General features: G+C 73.4%; 15 protein-coding genes. 5 read left to right on the top strand and 10 right to left on the bottom strand.

What is annotated here, in order from left to right; all coding sequences use genetic code 11:
• Positions 1–180 precede the first annotated feature (180 nt).
• Complete coding sequence (locus tag JOF54_RS08275; protein WP_210054649.1) at positions 181–2,457, bottom strand: alpha-L-rhamnosidase; 2,277 nt, start codon at positions 2,455–2,457, stop codon at positions 181–183.
• 198 nt (positions 2,458–2,655) lie between these two features.
• Here JOF54_RS08275 and rhaI point away from each other — a divergent pair, with 198 nt between their 5' ends.
• The 5 genes from rhaI (at position 2,656) to JOF54_RS08300 (ending at position 8,986) form a co-directional block, all read left to right on the top strand.
• Complete coding sequence (rhaI, locus tag JOF54_RS08280) at positions 2,656–3,819, top strand: L-rhamnose isomerase (protein WP_307803965.1); 1,164 nt, start codon at positions 2,656–2,658, stop codon at positions 3,817–3,819.
• 150 nt (positions 3,820–3,969) lie between these two features.
• Positions 3,970–6,003: a bifunctional aldolase/short-chain dehydrogenase gene (locus tag JOF54_RS08285; protein WP_210054653.1), complete on the top strand. Its 2,034-nt coding sequence runs from the start codon at positions 3,970–3,972 to the stop codon at positions 6,001–6,003.
• Entirely contained in the window at positions 6,000–7,451 is a 1,452-nt protein-coding gene (locus tag JOF54_RS21440; RefSeq protein ID WP_210054655.1) for a rhamnulokinase, read from the top strand. Before JOF54_RS08285 ends, JOF54_RS21440 begins: the two co-directional genes overlap by 4 nt.
• A gap of 89 nt (positions 7,452–7,540) precedes the next feature.
• Positions 7,541–8,590: a LacI family DNA-binding transcriptional regulator gene (locus tag JOF54_RS08295; RefSeq protein WP_307803966.1), complete on the top strand. Its 1,050-nt coding sequence runs from the start codon at positions 7,541–7,543 to the stop codon at positions 8,588–8,590.
• Positions 8,591–8,686: 96 nt separating this feature from the next.
• Positions 8,687–8,986 (top strand): putative quinol monooxygenase, encoded by a 300-nt coding sequence (locus tag JOF54_RS08300; RefSeq protein ID WP_210054657.1) that lies wholly within the window; start codon positions 8,687–8,689, stop codon positions 8,984–8,986.
• A gap of 117 nt (positions 8,987–9,103) precedes the next feature.
• Here JOF54_RS08300 and JOF54_RS08305 read toward each other — a convergent pair whose 3' ends face one another.
• From JOF54_RS08305 to JOF54_RS08345, 9 genes are all read right to left on the bottom strand, one after another.
• Complete coding sequence (locus JOF54_RS08305) at positions 9,104–9,592, bottom strand: hypothetical protein (RefSeq protein ID WP_210054659.1); 489 nt, start codon at positions 9,590–9,592, stop codon at positions 9,104–9,106.
• Positions 9,593–9,611: 19 nt separating this feature from the next.
• The gene (locus JOF54_RS08310; protein ID WP_210054661.1) at positions 9,612–9,836 is read right to left on the bottom strand and encodes a hypothetical protein; all 225 of its coding nucleotides are present in this window, start codon (positions 9,834–9,836) and stop codon (positions 9,612–9,614) included.
• Positions 9,837–9,942: 106 nt separating this feature from the next.
• Complete coding sequence (locus JOF54_RS08315) at positions 9,943–10,407, bottom strand: ribose-5-phosphate isomerase (protein WP_210054663.1); 465 nt, start codon at positions 10,405–10,407, stop codon at positions 9,943–9,945.
• 33 nt (positions 10,408–10,440) lie between these two features.
• On the bottom strand, positions 10,441–12,168 hold the full coding sequence (locus tag JOF54_RS08320; RefSeq protein WP_210054665.1) for a dihydroxyacetone kinase family protein: 1,728 nt from the start codon (positions 12,166–12,168) through the stop codon (positions 10,441–10,443).
• A gap of 27 nt (positions 12,169–12,195) precedes the next feature.
• Positions 12,196–13,005, bottom strand: a complete 810-nt coding sequence (locus JOF54_RS08325) for a DeoR/GlpR family DNA-binding transcription regulator (RefSeq protein ID WP_210054667.1) — start codon at positions 13,003–13,005, stop codon at positions 12,196–12,198.
• Positions 13,006–13,135: 130 nt separating this feature from the next.
• Positions 13,136–14,137 (bottom strand): D-ribose ABC transporter substrate-binding protein, encoded by a 1,002-nt coding sequence (locus tag JOF54_RS08330; RefSeq protein ID WP_210054669.1) that lies wholly within the window; start codon positions 14,135–14,137, stop codon positions 13,136–13,138.
• A 183-nt stretch (positions 14,138–14,320) separates the two neighbouring features.
• Positions 14,321–15,460, bottom strand: a complete 1,140-nt coding sequence (locus tag JOF54_RS08335; protein WP_210054671.1) for an ABC transporter permease — start codon at positions 15,458–15,460, stop codon at positions 14,321–14,323.
• Positions 15,460–17,049, bottom strand: a complete 1,590-nt coding sequence (locus JOF54_RS08340; RefSeq protein ID WP_210054672.1) for a sugar ABC transporter ATP-binding protein — start codon at positions 17,047–17,049, stop codon at positions 15,460–15,462. The genes JOF54_RS08335 and JOF54_RS08340 overlap by 1 nt, the downstream gene beginning before the upstream one ends.
• Complete coding sequence (locus JOF54_RS08345) at positions 17,049–17,711, bottom strand: DUF2291 family protein (RefSeq protein WP_210054674.1); 663 nt, start codon at positions 17,709–17,711, stop codon at positions 17,049–17,051. Before JOF54_RS08345 ends, JOF54_RS08340 begins: the two co-directional genes overlap by 1 nt.
• Between the last annotated feature and the right edge of the window lie 28 nt (positions 17,712–17,739).

The following is a 17,739-nucleotide window of genomic DNA, read 5'->3' on the forward strand; positions in this document are numbered from 1 at the left end:
GCCCTCGGGGCGCGGCCGACCGCGTTCCCGCTAGTCACGGCCGGGATGGCTCCACCGAGCGGGGCAAGCGCTTACCCAGCGGTCCTACCGCCCTGGAGGATCGAGCTTCCGTCCGAGCGGCATTCTGAAACGATCGAGACGAGGCCGCGGCTGGTCAGCCGCGGCCCCGCCTCCCGCTCGTCAGGCGCCGGCGGTCGCCGCCGCCACCCGGGAGGTGCCGGCGCCCACCTCGCGCTCGGTGCCGTCGGGCAGCCGGACCAGGGCGCTGACGCCCTCCGGCAGCTCGACGTCGACGACGAGGCCCTCGGCCCCCTCGGTGGACCAGGAGACCGCGACGCGGCCGTGCCGGGTCTGCAGGGCGGTCTTCGCCCAGGTGATGCCGCCCCCGGGCTGCGGGGCGACGAGCACCTTCGCGTAGCCGGGCTCCAGCGGTGCGAGGCCGCCGAGGGTGCGGTGCATCCAGTCGACGACGGCGCCCAGGGCGTAGTGGTTGAAGCTCGTCATCTGCCCCGGGTTGATGGTGCCGTCCGGCAGCATCGAGTCCCAGCGCTCCCAGATCGTCGTCGCGCCCATCGTCACGGGGTACAGCCAGGACGGGCACTCCTCCTGCAGCAGCAGCCGGTAGGCGGCGTCCAGGTGTCCCGTCGTGGTCAGCGCGTCGGTGACGAACGGCGTGCCCGCGAAGCCGGTCTGGATGTGGTAGCCGCCCTCGTCGACGAGGGCGGCCAGCCGCTCCCCCGCCAGCCGGCGCTGCTCGCCCTCGACAACACCGAAGACGATGGCCAGCGCGTAGACGGTGACGGCGTCGCTGGTGATCCGCCCGTCGGCCCCGACGTAGTGCTCCAAGAACGCCGCGCGCGTGCGGGCCGCGACCTCGGCGAAGTGCGCCTGGTCCTCGGACCGGCCCAGCAGCCCCGCCGTCTCGGCCACCAGGGTGGCGCTGCGGTAGAGGCAGGCCGTCGCGACGACGCCGTTGTCGGCCTTGGCCAGGATCGGGTTCTCGGGCGGGGCCGTCGGGTCCAGCCAGTCGCCGAACTGGAAGCCGGTGTCCCACAGGCCGGTCGGTGAGGTCAGCGTCTCGACCCGGCGGACGTGCGCGGTCATCGAGTCGTACTGGTCGGCCAGCACCGAGAGGTCGCCGTAGGCCTGCCACAGCGCCCACGGCACCCAGACGGCGGCGTCGCTCCAGACGGCGGTGGAGTCGGGGTCGGGGAACGCGCTGGCCTCCGGGTCGTCCTTCGTCACGTACTTGAGCACGTCGGGGATGACGAAGGCCACCATCCCGTCGGCCGCCTGCTGCTCGGCCGCGAGGTCGCGCAGCCAGTCCCGCAGGAAGGGCTCGACGTCGAACAGGAACGCCGCCGACGGCGTGAAGGCGGCGATGTCGCCGGTCCAGCCCAGCCGCTCGTCGCGCTGGGGGCAGTCGGTGGGGACGTCGAGGAAGTTGCCGACGGTCCCCCAGACGGCGTTCTCGTGCAGCCGGCCCAGCAGCGGGTGGGAGCAGGAGAACTCACCGGTGCGCTCCAGGTCGGAGGACACGACGACGGCGGTGAGGTCGCCGTCGGCCAGCTCGCCGGGCCACCCCTGGACCTCGGCGTAGCGGAAGCCGTGGAAGGTGAAGGTGGGCTCGAAGACGTCCTCGCCGCCGCTCAGCACGAAGTGGTCGGTCGCCAGCGCGCTGCGCAGCGGGCGGACGCCCAGCTCGTCGTGCTCGAGGACCTCGGCGTGCCGCAGGGTCACCTCGGTGCCGGCGGGCCCGCTGACCCGCACCCGGACCCAGCCGACGAGGTTCTGGCCGAAGTCGACCAGCGTCGCCCCGGCGGGTGAGGTCCAGGTCCGGACGGGGGCGATGTCGGCCTGGCGCCGCACGGGCGGGCCGACGTAGGGGGTGAGCGTGGCGAGGTCGCGCTCGCCGGTGCGGACCCCGGTCCAGCCCTCGCCGGCGAACCCCGGCCGCAGCCACGCGTCGGAGTACCGCCGCGCGTCCACGGTCTGGCCGTCGTAGAGGTCGTCGGCCAGCACGGCCGAGGGCCCGGCGGTCCAGTCCTCGTCGGTGACCACGCGCTGGACGTGGCCGTCGGCGAAGGTGATCTCGAGCTGGGCGAGGACCCCCAGCTCCGAGCCGTAGTAGCCGCGGCCGCCGTTCCAGCCGAGCCGGCCGGCCCACCAGCCGTGGCCCAGGGCGAAGCCCAGCACCGAGGTGGGCTCGAGCAGGTCGGTGACGTCGTGGCTGCGGTAGCGGAGCCGCCACTCGTAAGCGCTCCAGCCGGGGCTCAGCACCTCGTCCGAGACCGGGCGGCCGTTGAGGAAGGCCTCGTAGACGCCGTGCGCGGTGGCGTGCAGGACGGCTGCGGTGACCTCCCCGTGGCCGGTGTCCAGGGTGAGCTCGCGGCGGAGCAGCGGGGCCCCGTCGAGCTCCGAGCCGGGCACGATGAGGGCGGCGGACCAGTCGGGCATGACACTCCTGCGGGTCGGGGTGGGCCGCCGAGCGGCCCTGTGAAACGATCAAGAGGAGGCAACCACCCGCTGCGGAGGCTTGTCAATCGTCCGGCTCGCTGCCCCCCGGGGCCGGGCCGCACGGGGCCGTCGTTGCGTGCCCGGGGACGCCCCGCTAGCATGCCAACCGACTTGAAACGTCTCATTGAGGAGTCGACCGTGGCATTCGCCGACATCGCCGACCGGCTGGCCGCCCAGGCCATCGAGCTGCCCTCCTGGGCCTTCGGCAACTCCGGGACCCGCTTCCGCGTGTTCGGCACCCCCGGCACCCCCCGCACCGTGCAGGAGAAGATCGCCGACGCGTCCCGGGTGCACGCGCTGACGGGCCTGGCGCCGACGGTGGCCCTGCACATCCCGTGGGACCGCGTCGACGACTACGCCGCCCTCGGCCGCTTCGCCGCCGACCACGGCCTGGCGCTGGGCACCGTCAACTCCAACACCTTCCAGGACGACCTCTACAAGTTCGGCAGCCTGACCCACACCGACGAGGCGGTCCGCCGCAAGGCCGTCGACCACCACCTCGAGTGCCTCGACATCATGGACCAGACCGGCTCCCGGGACCTCAAGATCTGGCTGGCCGACGGCACCAACTACCCCGGCCAGGGTGACATCCGCGGCCGCCAGGACCGGCTGGCCGAGAGCCTGCGGCTGATCTACGACCGGCTGGGGCCCCAGCAGCGGCTGGTGCTGGAGTACAAGTTCTTCGAGCCGGCGTTCTACCACACCGACGTCCCCGACTGGGGCACCTCCTACGCGCAGGTGAGCGCCCTCGGCGACCGCGCGCTGGTCTGCCTCGACACCGGGCACCACGCCCCCGGCACCAACATCGAGTTCATCGTCGCCCAGCTGCTGCGGCTCGGGAAGCTCGGCTCCTTCGACTTCAACTCCCGCTTCTACGCCGACGACGACCTCATCGTCGGGGCGGCCGACCCGTTCCAGCTGTTCCGGATCCTCTACGAGGTCGTCCGCGGCGGCGGCTACGGCCCGGACTCCCCCGTCGCCTTCATGCTCGACCAGTGCCACAACGTCGAGGACAAGATCCCCGGCCAGATCCGCTCGGTGCTCAACGTGCAGGAGATGACGGCGCGGGCGCTGCTCGTCGACACGACCGCGCTGCGCACCGCCCAGGACGAGGGCGACGTGCTCGGCGCCAACGCCGTGCTGATGGACGCCTTCTACACCGACGTGCGGCCCGACCTCGCCGCCTGGCGCGAGAGCCGCGGCCTGCCCGCCGACCCGGTGCGCGCCTACGCCGAGTCCGGCTACCAGCGCCAGATCGCCGAGGAGCGGGTCGGCGGCGCGCAGTCGGGCTGGGGCGCCTGATCTTCTGCCCTCGCTCCGCTCGGGCGCGCCCCGCGCTCTGACCCGCCGACGTCGTCGTCGCGGGTCGACGGAAGAACGTGTCGACCCGCTCCTCCTCCGTTCGGCGGCGCGCGGTCCGGCGCACCCGACCTCCAACCCTGGGAGACCTTGATGAACGAGACCGTCGCCGACCTGATCGGCCGCTCCAACCGCCTCGGCGCGGACCCGAAGAACACCAACTACGCCGGCGGGAACACCTCCGCGAAGGGCACCGCGACCGATCCGGTCACCGGGGGGGACGTCGAGCTGCTGTGGGTCAAGGGCTCGGGCGGCGACCTCGGCACCCTGACCGAGCCGGGGCTGGCCGTGCTGCGGCTGGACCGGGTGCGGGCGCTGGCCGGGGTCTACCCGGGCGTGGAGCGCGAGGACGAGATGGTGGCGGCGTTCGACTACTGCCGGCACGGCCTCGGCGGCGCCGCGCCCAGCATCGACACGGCGATGCACGCGCTGGTCGACGCGCCGCACGTCGACCACCTGCACCCCGACGCCGGGATCGCGCTGGCCACCGCGGCCGACGGCGAGGCCCTGACGCAGCAGATCTTCGGCGGCACCGTCGTCTGGGTGCCCTGGCGCCGGCCCGGCTTCCAGCTGGGCCTGGACATCGCGGCGATCCAGGCGGAGCACCCCGAGGCGATCGGCTGCATCCTCGGCGGGCACGGGATCACGGCCTGGGGCGAGACCTCCGCCGAGGCCGAGGAGCACAGCCTGCGTATCATCGACACCGCCGCCGCGTGGATCGCCGAGCACAGCCGGCCCGAGCCGTTCGGCCCGCCGCTGGAGGGCTACGGCCCGCTGCCGGCGGCCGAGCGCCGCGCGAAGGCGGCCGCGCTGGCGCCGACGCTGCGCGGGCTGGCCTCCCACGACAAGCCCGTCGTCGGCCACTTCACCGACGCCGACGTGGTGCTGGACTTCCTCGCCGCGACCGAGCACCCGCGGCTCGCCGCGCTGGGCACCTCCTGCCCCGACCACTTCCTGCGCACCAAGGTGAAGCCGCTGGTCCTCGACCTGCCGGCCGACGCGTCCGTCGAGGACGGCCTCGCCCGGCTGCGCGAGCTGCACGCCGCCTACCGCGCGGACTACCAGGCCTACTACGACCGGCACGCGACGCCGGACTCCCCCGCCCTCCGCGGCGCCGACCCGCTCGTCGTGCTGGTGCCCGGCGTCGGCATGTTCACCTACGGCAAGGACGCACAGACCGCCCGGGTCGCCGGGGAGTTCTACGTCAACGCGATCAATGTCATGCGCGGCGCCGAGGGGATCTCCCACTACGCGCCCATCGACGAGGCGGAGAAGTTCCGGATCGAGTACTGGGCGCTGGAGGAGGCCAAGCTCGCGCGGATGCCCGCGCCGAAGCCGCTGGCCACCCGGATCGCCCTGGTCACCGGCGCCGCCTCGGGCATCGGGAAGGCCATCGCGACCCGGCTGGCCGCCGAGGGCGCCTGCGTCATCATCGCCGACCTCGACGCCGCGAAGGCCAGCGCCGCGGCCGCCGAGATGGGCTCGACCGACATCGCCGTCGGGGTGGCCGCCGACGTCACCGACGAGGCCGCCGTGCAGGCCGCCGTCGACGCCTGCCTGCTCGCCTTCGGCGGGCTCGACCTCGTGGTGAACAACGCCGGGCTGTCGCTGTCGAAGTCGCTGCTGGAGACCACCGTCGCCGACTGGGAGCTGCAGCACGCGGTGATGGCCAAGGGCTCGTTCCTCGTCGCCCGGGCCGCGGCCAAGGTGCTCATCGAGCAGGAGCTCGGCGGGGACGTCGTCTACATCAGCAGCAAGAACTCCGTCTTCGCCGGCCCGAACAACATCGCCTACTCCGCGACCAAGGCCGACCAGGCCCACCAGGTCCGGCTGCTGGCCGCCGAGCTGGGCGAGCACGGCGTCAAGGTCAACGGCATCAACCCCGACGGCGTCGTGCGCGGCTCGGGCATCTTCGCCGGCGGCTGGGGCGCCAAGCGCGCCGCCGTCTACGGGGTGCCCGAGGAGGAGCTGGGTGCCTTCTACGCCCAGCGGACGCTGCTCAAGCGCGAGGTGCTGCCCGAGCACGTGGCGAACGCGGTGTTCGTGCTGTGCTCGGCCGACCTCAGCCACACCACCGGCCTGCACGTGCCCGTCGACGCCGGCGTCGCCGCCGCGTTCCTGCGGTGACCGCTCCCGCGCGCCCCGGGGCCGACGGAGCGGTCTTCGGCGCCGTCGACATCGGCGCGTCCAGCGGCCGGGTGGTCGCCGGGGTCCTCGACGACGACGGGCTGCACCTCGAGGTCGTGCACCGGTTCGCCAACGGCGCCGTCGAGGTCGACGGGCACCTTCGCTGGGACCTCACGGGCCTGTTCGCCGAGGTGCTGACCGGGCTGACGGCGCTGGCCGCCCGCCACCCGGGCGTCCGCAGCGTCGGCATCGACACCTGGGCGGTCGACTACGGCCTGCTGGGGTCCGACGGCGCCCTGCTGGCCGAGCCGGTCGCCTACCGCGACGGCCGCACCGCGTCCGTCGTCGACCTCGTGCACCGCCGCGTCGACCCGGCCCGGCTGTACGCCGTCACCGGCCTGCAGTTCCTGCCCTTCAACACCCTCTACCAGCTCTCGGCCGAGCGCGAGGGCCCGCTGTGGCCGCGGGTGGCGCAGGCCCTGCTGCTGCCCGACCTGCTGGCCTGCTGGCTGACCGGCGAGCGCCGCACCGAGGCGACGAACGCCTCCACCACCGGGCTGCTGGACGCCACCACCCGGACCTGGTCGACCGAGCTGCTCGAGGCGCTCGGCCTGCCGCTGGACCTCTTCCCCCCGCTCATCCAGCCCGGGGAGACCCTCGGCCCGCTGCTGCCCGACGTGGCCCGGCGGACCGGCCTGGACCCGACGACGACGGTGGTCGCCGTCGGCTCCCACGACACCGCCTCCGCCGTCGTCGGCGTGCCGGCCGAGGACCGGGCCTTCGCCTACGTCTCCTCCGGCACCTGGTCGCTGGTGGGCCTCGAGCTCGACGCGCCGGTGCTGACGCCGCAGAGCCGTGCGGCGAACTTCACCAACGAGGGCGGGGTCGACGGCCGCACCCGCTACCTGCGCAACGAGGGCGGCCTGTGGCTGCTGCAGGAGAGCCTGCGGCACTGGGCCGAGGAGGGCCCGGCCCCCGACCAGGACGCGCTGCTGGCCGCGGCCGCCGCGCTGCCGGCCGGCGGGCCCGTCTTCGACGTCGACGCCCCCGACCTCATCGCCCCGGGCGACATGCCCCGCCGCATCGCCCGCGCGGTGCAGGCGGCCGGCGGCACCGCACCGCCGACGCGGGCCGCGCTGGTGCGGGCCGTGCTCGACTCGCTGGCCGTCGCCTACGCCCGCACCACCGCCGAGGCCGAGGCCCTGTCCGGGCAGCGGGCCGCGGTGGTGCACCTCGTCGGCGGCGGCAGCCGGAACGCCCTGCTGTGCCAGCTCACCGCCGACCTGTCGGGCCGCACCGTGCTGTCCGGACCGGTCGAGGCCACCGCGCTGGGCAACCTCGCGGTGCAGGCCCGGGCAGCCGGCCTGCTGCCCGCCGACCTCGGGGCGCTCCGCCGCACGCTGCGCGCCGGCCTGGCGCTGGAGACCTACGTGCCGAGCGGCTCGTGAGCCGGACCGCTAGCCTGAGCCGTCGGTGACCAGCAGGCCCGGCGGGCGTCCGGCCCCCGTGCACGTCGGAGGGTAGGAGAGTGTCCCGCGTGGCGCGCAAGGCCTCGATCAGCATGAAGGACGTCGCCGCCCTGGCGGGTGTGTCGCTGGGCACGGTGTCCAACGTCGTCAACTCCCCCGCGCTGGTCAGCCCGGCCACCCGCGAACGCGTCGAGACCGCCATCGCCAAGCTGGGCTGGGTGCCCAACGAGTCGGCCCGCCAGCTGCGGGCCGGCCGCAGCAGCGCCGTCGGGCTCGTCGTCATGGACATCGCCAACCCGTTCTTCACCGACGTCCTGCGCGGCGTCGAGGACCACGTGCTGGAGCGCGGCTACTCCGTCCAGGTGGGCAACAGCGCCTCCCAGCCCCAGCGCGAGGACGACCAGCTGCGGCTCTTCGAGCAGCAGCGGGTCCGCGGGGTGCTCTGCGCGCCGATCTGGGGGGTCAACCAGCGGGTCGAGGACCTGCGCCGCCGCGGCATCCCCGTGGTCCTGGTGGACCGCGCCCCCGAGGAGTCGGGCTTCTGCTCGGTCTCGGTCGACGACGTCGAGGGCGGCCGGCTGGCTGTGGACCACCTCGTCCGGCTCGGCCACCGGCGGATCGCGCTGGTCGGCGGTCCCGGACGGCTGCAGCAGATCCGCGACCGCCGGCTGGGTGCCGACCTGGCCCGGGCCGAGCACGGCGACGTGGTCGACCTGCTGACCCTGTCCACCAGCGGCCTGGACACCACCGCCGGCGTGCTCGCCGCCGACGAGCTCGCGGCCCTGCCCGACCGGGAGCGCCCGACGGCGGCCTTCGCGGCCAACGACCTGCTGGCCATCGGCCTGCTGCAGGGATTCGTCACCCACGGGATGCGGGTGCCCGAGGACATGGCGCTGATCGGCTACGACGACATCAGCTTCGCCGCGGCCGCCGCCGTCCCGCTCTCCTCGGTCCGCCAGCCGCGCGTCGACCTCGGCCGGCGGGCCGCCGAGCTGCTCTTCGAGGAGATCGAGGCCGACGACGAAGACCGGCCGCACGAGCACCAGGCCGTCCGCTTCACCCCGACGCTCGTGGTGCGCCGCTCCACCGCTGGGCCGGGCCCCCAGCGCCACGGCTGACCCCGGGCCGGTGCCGCGCACCGGCCGCCCACCTGCGAGGATCCTGCCCTCGCCCCCGCGAACCGTCGTCCGTCGTCACCCCTCCGAGGAGCCCTCGTGTTCGCCCTGGTCGTCCGATTCAACCTGACCGACGAGACCGCCGCCGACCGCTTCGACGCCCTGGTCGCCGACCTGCTGCCGCAGATCGCCGCGCACGAGCCCGGCACCCTGACCTACGCGGTCCACACGGTCCACGACGCGCCCACCTCGCGCGTCTTCTACGAGTGCTACCGCGACCGCGACGCGTTCGAGGAGCACGAGCGGCAGCCGCACACCGCGCACTTCCTGCAGGAGAAGGACGCCCTGCTGGCCGACGCGCGGGTGGAGTTCCTCACCCCCACCGGTAGCGGCACCTGAGCCACCGGTCCGGGGACGACGACGCCCCCTGAGCTCCCCACCGCGCCCGCGGGTGCGGGGACGACGGGGAGCGCAGGGGGCGGAGCCCGGGCGGGACGGGACGGACCGGGCACCGGCTCAGCGCCGGCGGCGGACCACCCGGCGGCCGAGCTGGCGCAGCGTGACGGCGACCCGCCGGCGACGCGTGCGCTGCCGGTCGGTGACCGCCGGCAGCACGGCCGAGGGCGGCAGGGCGACCTCGAAGACCCGCGGGCCGCGCAGCGAGCGGGCGACCGCGCGCGGTGAGACCAGCTCGATCCGCGCGCTGCGGGTGGCCGGCCACTGCCACCACGGCGCGGCGACCCCGGCCCCGAGCCGGACCAGGGGTCCGTCGGGGCCGTTCACGTGCAGGGTCAGGCCGAGGTCGTCCAGCCGCTCGGCCAGCGGACGCACCAGGGGGCGCGTCGACGTGCCCCCCAGCGAGGGCATCGGCGAGAAGCTGACCGTGACGTCGCGGCCGCCGTCGGCCTCCACCCGACCCGTGACCCGGGTCGGGCGGGCCGGGTCGCCCGGCACGTCGACGGTGAACGTCAGGTCAGCCCTGACGTGGAGCTGCTCGCCCCTCATCGCGGACGTGGCGCTCCGGTCAGGACGCGTCGTCGCTGGTGGTGATCTGGAGCGTGCCGTCGAGCTTCCAGGTCGCCCGGGGCGCGTCGGCACCCGTGTCGCGCGGGACCTCGACCGTCATGTCGATGAGCTTGTAGTTGATGGCGGCCCCGCGCCCGGTCAGGTAGGACCACATCTCCTTGCCGAGCTGGGTCCAGCTCTGCGGCTCCTGGCCGTCGGTGCCTTCGGTCGGCTGAGAGGTCATGGGTGTCTCCTCGGGTGTTCAGAGGTCCGCAGACGCGGACGACTCTGCTTCCCGGCACGGGCCGCCGCCGGATGCACGGACGGCCGGGGTCACCCGCCCGCCATGCTCAGCAGCCCTCGTACGCCGTGATCTCGGCGACCTTGGCGCCCGAGGGGGTGCTCGGGTCGAAGACGTAGCCGATCCACTCCTTGGCCAGCCGGCGCGCCAGCTGCAGGCCGATGACCCGCTGGCCCAGCGTCAGCACCTGGCAGTCGTTGGACAGGATCGAGCGCTCGACGCTGAAGGAGTCGTGGGCGACGGTGGCGCGGATGCCGGGCACCTTGTTGGCGGCGATGGCCACCCCGATGCCGGTGCCGCAGAAGAGGATCGCGCGGTCGGCCTCGCCGGCCCGGATCTTCTCGCCGGCGGCGATGGCGACCGACGGGTAGGAGCCGCCGTCGAGGTCGCCGGCGTGCACGCCGAGGTCGCTCACCTCGACGCGGTCGTCGGCCTGCAGGTCGGCGAGGATGGCGTCCTTGTAGTCGAAGCCGGCGCTGTCGCTGCCGACCAGCAGGCGGATCTTGTCACTCATGGTCGTGGTCTCTCTGTGGTGGGGGAACGGGGGTCAGCTCGCGGGACGGAGGTCGTCCAGGACAACGCCGACGGCGCTCACGATCATCCCCAGCGACACGGCACCGGGGTCGGGCGTGCCGACGCTGCGCTCGGCCAGCGGGCGGGCCCGGCCGATCCGCGGGGTGAGGGCGGCGGTCTCGTCGGCGGCCCGGACGGCGACCTCCGCGGCCGCGCGCCAGGCCGGGCCCAGCGCGGCGCCGCCGCGCACCTCGGCCTCCAGGGCGTCGACGAAGGGGAAGAGCGCGTCGAGCATCGTCTTGTCGCCCGGCTCGGCCTTGCTGAAGGTCTGCAGCTTCTGCACCGCGGACCGGACGGCCTCGACGGCGCGCGCGGTGGTCACGGGCTCGGTGTTGCCGAGGCCCTGGCCGACGCCGTCCAGCAGCACGCCCCAGAGGATGCCGCTGGTGCCGCCGGCCCGGTCGCCGAAGGCCGCGCCGGCCGCGCTCAGCACCGTCTGCACGCCGCCCTGCGTCGCCTCCGCCGCCTCGGTGGCCGCGGTGGCGCCCCGGGACATGCCGATGCCGTGGTCGCCGTCGCCGGCCACGGCGTCCAGCTGGCCCAGCTGCTCCTTGTGCTCCTCCACGGTGGCGTGCAGCGCGGCGACCGCGCGCCGGGCCACGGCGGCGGCGGCGACCGAGGCCTCGCTGGCCTCCTCGGCCGCGGCCGCGTCGTCCTCGGGGACCTCGCGCCGGACCGGCCGGGTGCGCTGGGTGGCGACGGCGTTGCCGCGCTTGAAGGCCGGGGTGTCGGCGGGCGCGGTCCAGAAGGTCTCCAGCTCCTCGTCCAGCCAGGTGACCGAGAGCGAGCAGCCGGCCATGTCCAGGCTCGTCACCAGCTCGCCCACCTCCGGGGCGACCAGCTCGACGCCGGCATCGGCCAGCAGCGCGGCGACGTCGCCGAACAGCACGAAGAGCTCCTCGTACTTGGTGGCGCCCAGGCCGTTGAGCAGGACGGCGGCGCGCCCGCTGACGCCCTCGGGGCGCTCGGCCAGCACGCGCTCGACCAGCTGCGCGGCCAGCTCGCTGGCCGGCATCCAGGGGGCGGAGCTGATCCCGGGCTCGCCGTGGATGCCCAGCCCGAAGTCCATCTGGCCGGGCTCGACGTGGAACAGCGGGGCGTCGGCACCCGGCATGGTGCAGCCGTCGAAGGCGACGCCGAAGGAGAAGGTGGCCGCATTGGCGGCGCGCATCACGCGCTCGACGCCGTCGAGGTCCAGACCGGCCTCGGCGGCGGCCCCGCCGATCTTGTAGACGGTGAAGGTGCCGGCGATGCCGCGCCGCTTCTCGGGCTCCTCGGCGGGGCCGGAGGCGATGTCGTCGGTGACGAAGACGATCCGGGTGTCGATGCCGTCGGCCCGCAGCCGGTCGGCGGCGACGGCGAAGTTCAGCCGGTCGCCGGCGTAGTTGCCGAAGGAGAGCACGACGCCGGCACCGCCGTCGGCGGCCCGGCCGATCCGGTAGACCTGCTCGGCCGAGGGCGAGGCGAAGAGGTCGCCCAGCACGGCGGCGTCGGCGAAGCCGGTGCCGACCACGCCGTTGTAGGAGGGGTAGTGGCCCGAGCCGCCGCCGATCAGCAGGCTGACCTTGCCCTCGCCCGGGCCGCCGGCGCGGACGAAGCCGGACGCGCCCTCCACGCGCTCGACGTGGGCCGGGTACGCGGCGGCGAAGCCCCGCAGGATCTGGTCCTTGAACGCGGCGGGGTCGTTGTGCACGTGGGTCATGGCGCCTCCTGGCTGTCCGGTCCGCCGCTACTGGGCGACGGCGTAGTCGATCCCGGCGCCCGCCCAGGCCGCGAGGATCGCGGGGTCCGCTCCGGCGTCGGTGATGATCAGGTCCAGCTCGGTCAGCGAGGCGATCTTGAGCAGCGCGAGGCGGCCGAGCTTGGTGTGGTCGACGAGCAGGTACTTCTTCGTGGCGGAGTTGAGCATCTCGCGCTTGAGCGCGACGATCTGCTCCTCCTGGTGGAACATGTCGGTGGCCGAGACCGCCGAGGTGGACATGAACACGGCGTCGACGTGGATGCCGCGCACCTGCTCGTTGGTCTGCACCCCGACGAAGGAGTCGTGGGCCACGTCGTAGCGGCCGCCGATCCCGATCCCGATCACGGTGAGGTTGTGGTCGTGGGTCAGCTCGCTGAGCTGGCGCAGGCCGGCGACGAACGTCGTCGCCACGTGCAGCGGGGCCCGGTCGGGCAGCCCCTCGACCATCTTGAGCGTGGTGGTGCTGTCGTCGAGCAGGATCGACATCCCGGGGTGCACGTGCTCCAGCGCCGTCTCGGCGATCGCGGTCTTCTCCGACGTCATGGTGGCCAGCCGGTAGGACATCTGGGACTCGAAGATCCCCGACGGCTGGGCGGTCACGCCGCCGTGGAACTTGCGCACCACCCCGCGGCGCTCGAGCTCGTCGAGGTCGCGGTGGATGGTGACGATGCTGACCCCGAAGCGGGTGGCCAGGTCCTGCGCCGTGGCCGAGCCGGAGTCCAGCACCACCTCGGTGATGAGCCTCTTGCGCGTCTCGGTCTTCCGCTCGCGGGGGGAGCCCGCCTCAGCTGCCGTCATGGCTGGCCGTTCCTCCTCGAAGGGTGTCGCGGTCCGGGCTCGCGCGGGGGCCGCCGGGCCGGGCCCGGGGTCGCCCCCGGGCCCGGTGCCACGACGCGTCGCGTGGATCATAACGACGCGCCGTCGCGGGTCACTCGCTGAGGACGAAGTTGTCCAGCTTGTCGGCGTTGTCCTTGGTGATGAGGACGCAGTCGATGGCCTGCTTCTCCTCGGGCACACCGGTCTCGCCGCCGGTGAGCACGCCGTTCAGCTGCTCGACGGCCTTCGTGGTGCCCTCGACGATCGGCTGCAGCACGGTGGCGACCATCTCGCCGTCCTTGACCGCGTCGGCCGCGTCCTGGTTGCCGTCGAAGCCGAGGACCTTGACCTGGTCGAGCTTCTTGGCCTCCTTGAGCGCGTTGATCGCGCCGAGGGCCATCTCGTCGTTGCCCGCGATGACGCCGTCGATGTCCGGGTTCTTGGACAGCAGCGACTCCATCTTCTCCTGGCCCTCCTGGCGGTCCCAGTTGGCGATCTCCTCGCCGACCTTCTTGAGGTCGGGGTACTGGGAGATGACCGACTTGTAGCCGTCGGAGCGGACCTGGGCGTTGTTGTCGCTCGGCTTGCCGAGGAGCTCGACGTAGGTGCCCTTGTAGTCCATGGCCTCCGACCACGCCTCGGCGCCGGCGACGGCACCCTGGGCGTTGTTGGAGACGATCTGGGCCTTGGCCAGGCCGGTCTTGCTGATCTCGGCGTTCACCAGGACGACCGGGATCTGCGCGTCGACGAGCTTCTGCACGGCGGCGACGCTCTCGTCGGCGCCGGCCGGGTCGAGGACGACGCCCTTGACCTTGTCGTTGATCGCGGTCTCGATGAGGCTGTTCTGGGTCTCCGGGTCGTTCTTGTGCGCGGAGGTGGTCGTCTCGTAGCCCAGCTTCTCGGCCTCGGCGACGGCCGTGTCGGTCTCGGCCTTCCAGTACGGGTTGGACGGGTCGACGGTGATGACCGCGATCGTCCCGCCGGCGGCGGCCGCGGACGAGGAGGCGCCGGAAGCAGCGGGCTCGGCGGCGTCGCCACCGCCGCCACCGCAGGCGGCGAGGCTGAGCAGGACCGCGCTGGCGAGCGCGGTGCGGAGGACCAGGCGAGGTCGCATGGGTGTTCCTTTCAGGGTGGGGCACGGCGGTGTGGACGGGCCCTGGACCCGTCCGGGGAGACCCCCGGACGGGGTGGTGCGGGACGTGCGCGGGGCCGGGCGACCCGGCGGGGCCGGGTCGGGCAGGTCGTGGTGTGCGGTCGGGCTGAGTGGGTCAGGCGGCGGAGATCAGGGCGGTGGAGATCAGGCCGGGGTGGCCGCGGGGGGCGTCGCGCCCCGGTTGGCCGCCCGGGCGTTGGCGACGGCGCGGCGGGCGCTGCGCCGGCGCTGGATGATCTGCTGGATCTGGTCGACGGCGACCGCGAGGATGATCACCGCGCCGGTGATGACCTGCTGCCAGAACGGGGAGACGCCGACGATGACGAGGCCGTTGGCCAGGAAGCCGATGACGAAGGCGCCGATGATCGTGCCGCGCACGGTGCCGCGGCCGCCGGAGAGCGCCGCGCCGCCGATGACCACCGCGGCGATGGCGTTCAGCTCGTAGAACTGGCCGAGGTCGGCCGTCGAGGAGCTGATGTTGGCCATCTGCAGGATGCCCACCACGCCGGCGCAGAAGCCGGAGATCACGTAGATCCGGGTCTGCACGCGCTTGACCGGGACGCCGGACAGCTGGGCCGCGCGCTCGTTGCTGCCCGTGGCGTACAGCCAGCGGCCGAACGGCGTCCGGGTGAGCAGCAGGGAGAAGACGACGGCCAGGATGATCATGACCCAGGCCGAGATCGGCAGCCCCAGCGGCCGGCTCGCGAAGACCTCGAAGAAGCCGGTGTTGCCCAGGTAGGGCTGGCCGCTGAGCTCGTTGGTGATGTTCTGGCCGTTGAGCAGCACCTGGGTGAGGCCGCGGGCCACGTAGAGCATGCCGAGGGTGACGATGAACGGCGCCAGGTTGAGCTTGGCGATCAGCAACCCGTTCACGTACCCCACGAGCATGCCGACCGCGACCGAGAGGACGACGATCACCCACACCTGCGGGAACATGATCGCCTGGGTGAGCGGCAGGTCGAGGCCGCGGAACAGGTTGCCCGCCACGGCCGCGGTGAGCCCCACCGTGGAGCCGACGGAGAGGTCGATCCCGCCGTTGAGGATCACCATCAGCATGCCGAGCGCGACGATGGCGTTGAAGGCCACCTGCTTGGTGATCGTGGTCAGGTTGCCCGTGGTCAGGTAGTTGTCGCTCATGATCGCGAAGATCGCGACGATGATCACCAGGGCGATGAGGGCGCGGCCCTCGATCAGCACGGCGTTCAGGTTGAAGGAGCGGGCCGGCGTGGCGCCGCCCGAGGGGCCGGCCCCCGCGGGCGCCGGGGCGGCGGTCGTGGTGCTCATCAGTGGGCTCCGTTCGGCTCGTGCGGGAAGTCGGTGTCGTGCTCGCCGGACGCGGCCATGATGTCGTCGCGGGTGCAGGTGCGCGGGTCGAGCTCGCGCACGATCCGGCCCTTGCTCATCACCAGGACGCGGTGCGACGCGGTGAGCGCCTCGCCCACCTCGGAGGTGACGTAGAGGACGCCCAGCCCGCGGGCGGCCTCGCGGAAGAGGAGGGAGAAGATCTCGCCCTTGGCGCCGACGTCGATGCCGCGGGTGGGCTCGTCGAGCAGCAGCACCTTCGGGTCGGTCAGCAGCATCTTGCCGATGACGACCTTCTGCTGGTTGCCGCCCGAGAGCGAGGTGATCAGCGCGCCCGGCCCGGCGGTCTTGACCCGCACGTCGGAGATCTCGCGCTCGACGTTGGCCCGCTCGGCCCGGCGGCCGATGAAGAAGCTCTTCACCGTCGAGAGCAGGCTGGGCAGCGACATGTTGGCGCCGACGCTGAGCATCTGCACCAGGCCGTCGCGCTGCCGGTCCTCCGGCACCAGGCCGAGGCCCCGCTCGATCCGCTCGGCGATGTCGAGCCCGGCGAGGTCGGTGCCGCCCAGCAGCACGCGGCCCCCGGACAGCGGGTCGCGGCCGGCCAGGGCCTCCATCAGCTCCGTGCGGCCGGCGCCCATCAGCCCGTAGAGGCAGACGATCTCGCCCTCGCGCACGTCGAGCGACAGGTTGTTGACCGCCACCCGGCCCGTGTCGAGCTCGGCCACCGTGACGTCCTGGATCGACAGCGCCACGTCGCCGAACTCGCGCGGGGCGTCGCGGAAGTCGTAGTCGGCCTCGCGGCCCACCATCTGCCGGACCACCCAGCTGAGGTCGATGTCCGCCGCCGGGGCGGTCGCCACCAGGTCGCCGTCGCGGAAGACCACCGCGTGGTCGGCGATCTCGATGGCCTCCTCGAGGTGGTGGCTGATGTAGACGATGGCCACGCCGTTGGCCGTCAGGTCGCGGATCACCTTGAACAGCACCTCGACCTCGCTGGCGCTGAGCGCGGAGGTGGGCTCGTCCATGATGAGGATGCGGGTGTCGGCGGCCAGCGCCCGGGCGATCTCGATGATCTGCTGCTGCCCGACGCGGAGGTCCTGGACCAGCGTCGAGGCCTTGATCGGCTCCTCGAGCCGGCGCATCAGCTCCTCGGTGATCTGCTTCTCGCGGGCGTAGTCGATGCCGCCCGTCCGGGTCCGCAGCTCGCGGCCGATGAAGATGTTGTCGCGGACGCTGAGGTTCGCGCAGAGGTTCAGCTCCTGGTGGATGATCGAGATGCCGCGCTCGACGGCGTCGGTCGTCCCCGCCAGGGTGACCGGCTCCCCGTCCAGCAGCAGCTGGCCGGCCGAGGGCTGCTCGACGCCGGAGAGGATCTTCATCAGCGTCGACTTGCCGGCGCCGTTCTCGCCGAACAGCACGGTGACCTGGCCGCGGCGCACCTCGAAGTTGACGCCCTTGAGCGCCCGCGTCACGCCGTAGGTCTTGGCGATGTCCACCGCGCGCAGGACGACGTCGCCGTCCTCGTCGGCGGCGGGGGCCGGCACGGCCTCGACGGTCCCGGTGCTCATCAGCCGACCTCGACCGAGACCGGCTGCACGTTGACGGGCTTGGCCCGCGGCACCGTGGCGCCGGTGGCCTGGACCCCGACCGCGCCCAGCACGGTGACCTGGCGGCCCTCGAGGCTGCCGGGGTCCTGCACCGAGGACTCGATCTGGGCCAGCATCAGCTTCTTCAGCTCGTCGCCGACGTACTGGTAGTCGGTCTGGCCGGGGGCGTCGGCGAACTTGAAGCCCATGACGTCGCGGATGACCGTGCCGTTGACGGCGGTGCTGAGCGGGACCAGCACCGGGGTCTGCGCGGGCACGCCGTCGACCTCGACCCGCAGCGAGGCGTCGCTGGCCTCGACGACGGTGCCGGTCAGCTCGACCGGGAAGACGTAGGAGCCCTCGGCCGGGGTGGTCGCGCCGTACTTCTCGGCGGCGGCCGCGACGTCGGCCTGCAGGGCGGGCACGACCTCGCCGAGCGGCTGGGCCCGGCCGGGGAGGTCCTGCTCCGCCTGGGCGTAGAGGTCGGTGGCGACCTGCGCGGGGTCGAAGGGCTTCGGGGCGATGGCCGCCACCTCGGCGGGGGTGAGGAACTTGGTGCTCAGCGCCATGGCCACCACCAGGACCACGAGGACCACGGCCCCGACGACGCGGGCCCGGGTGCGGGATCGATGCGTTATCTGCATCAGGTGCTCCTTCAAGCTGTCGGACGAG

The organism is Microlunatus capsulatus, from assembly GCF_017876495.1.
In the GTDB taxonomy this organism is placed as follows: Bacteria; Actinomycetota; Actinomycetes; order Propionibacteriales; family Propionibacteriaceae; genus Microlunatus; species Microlunatus capsulatus.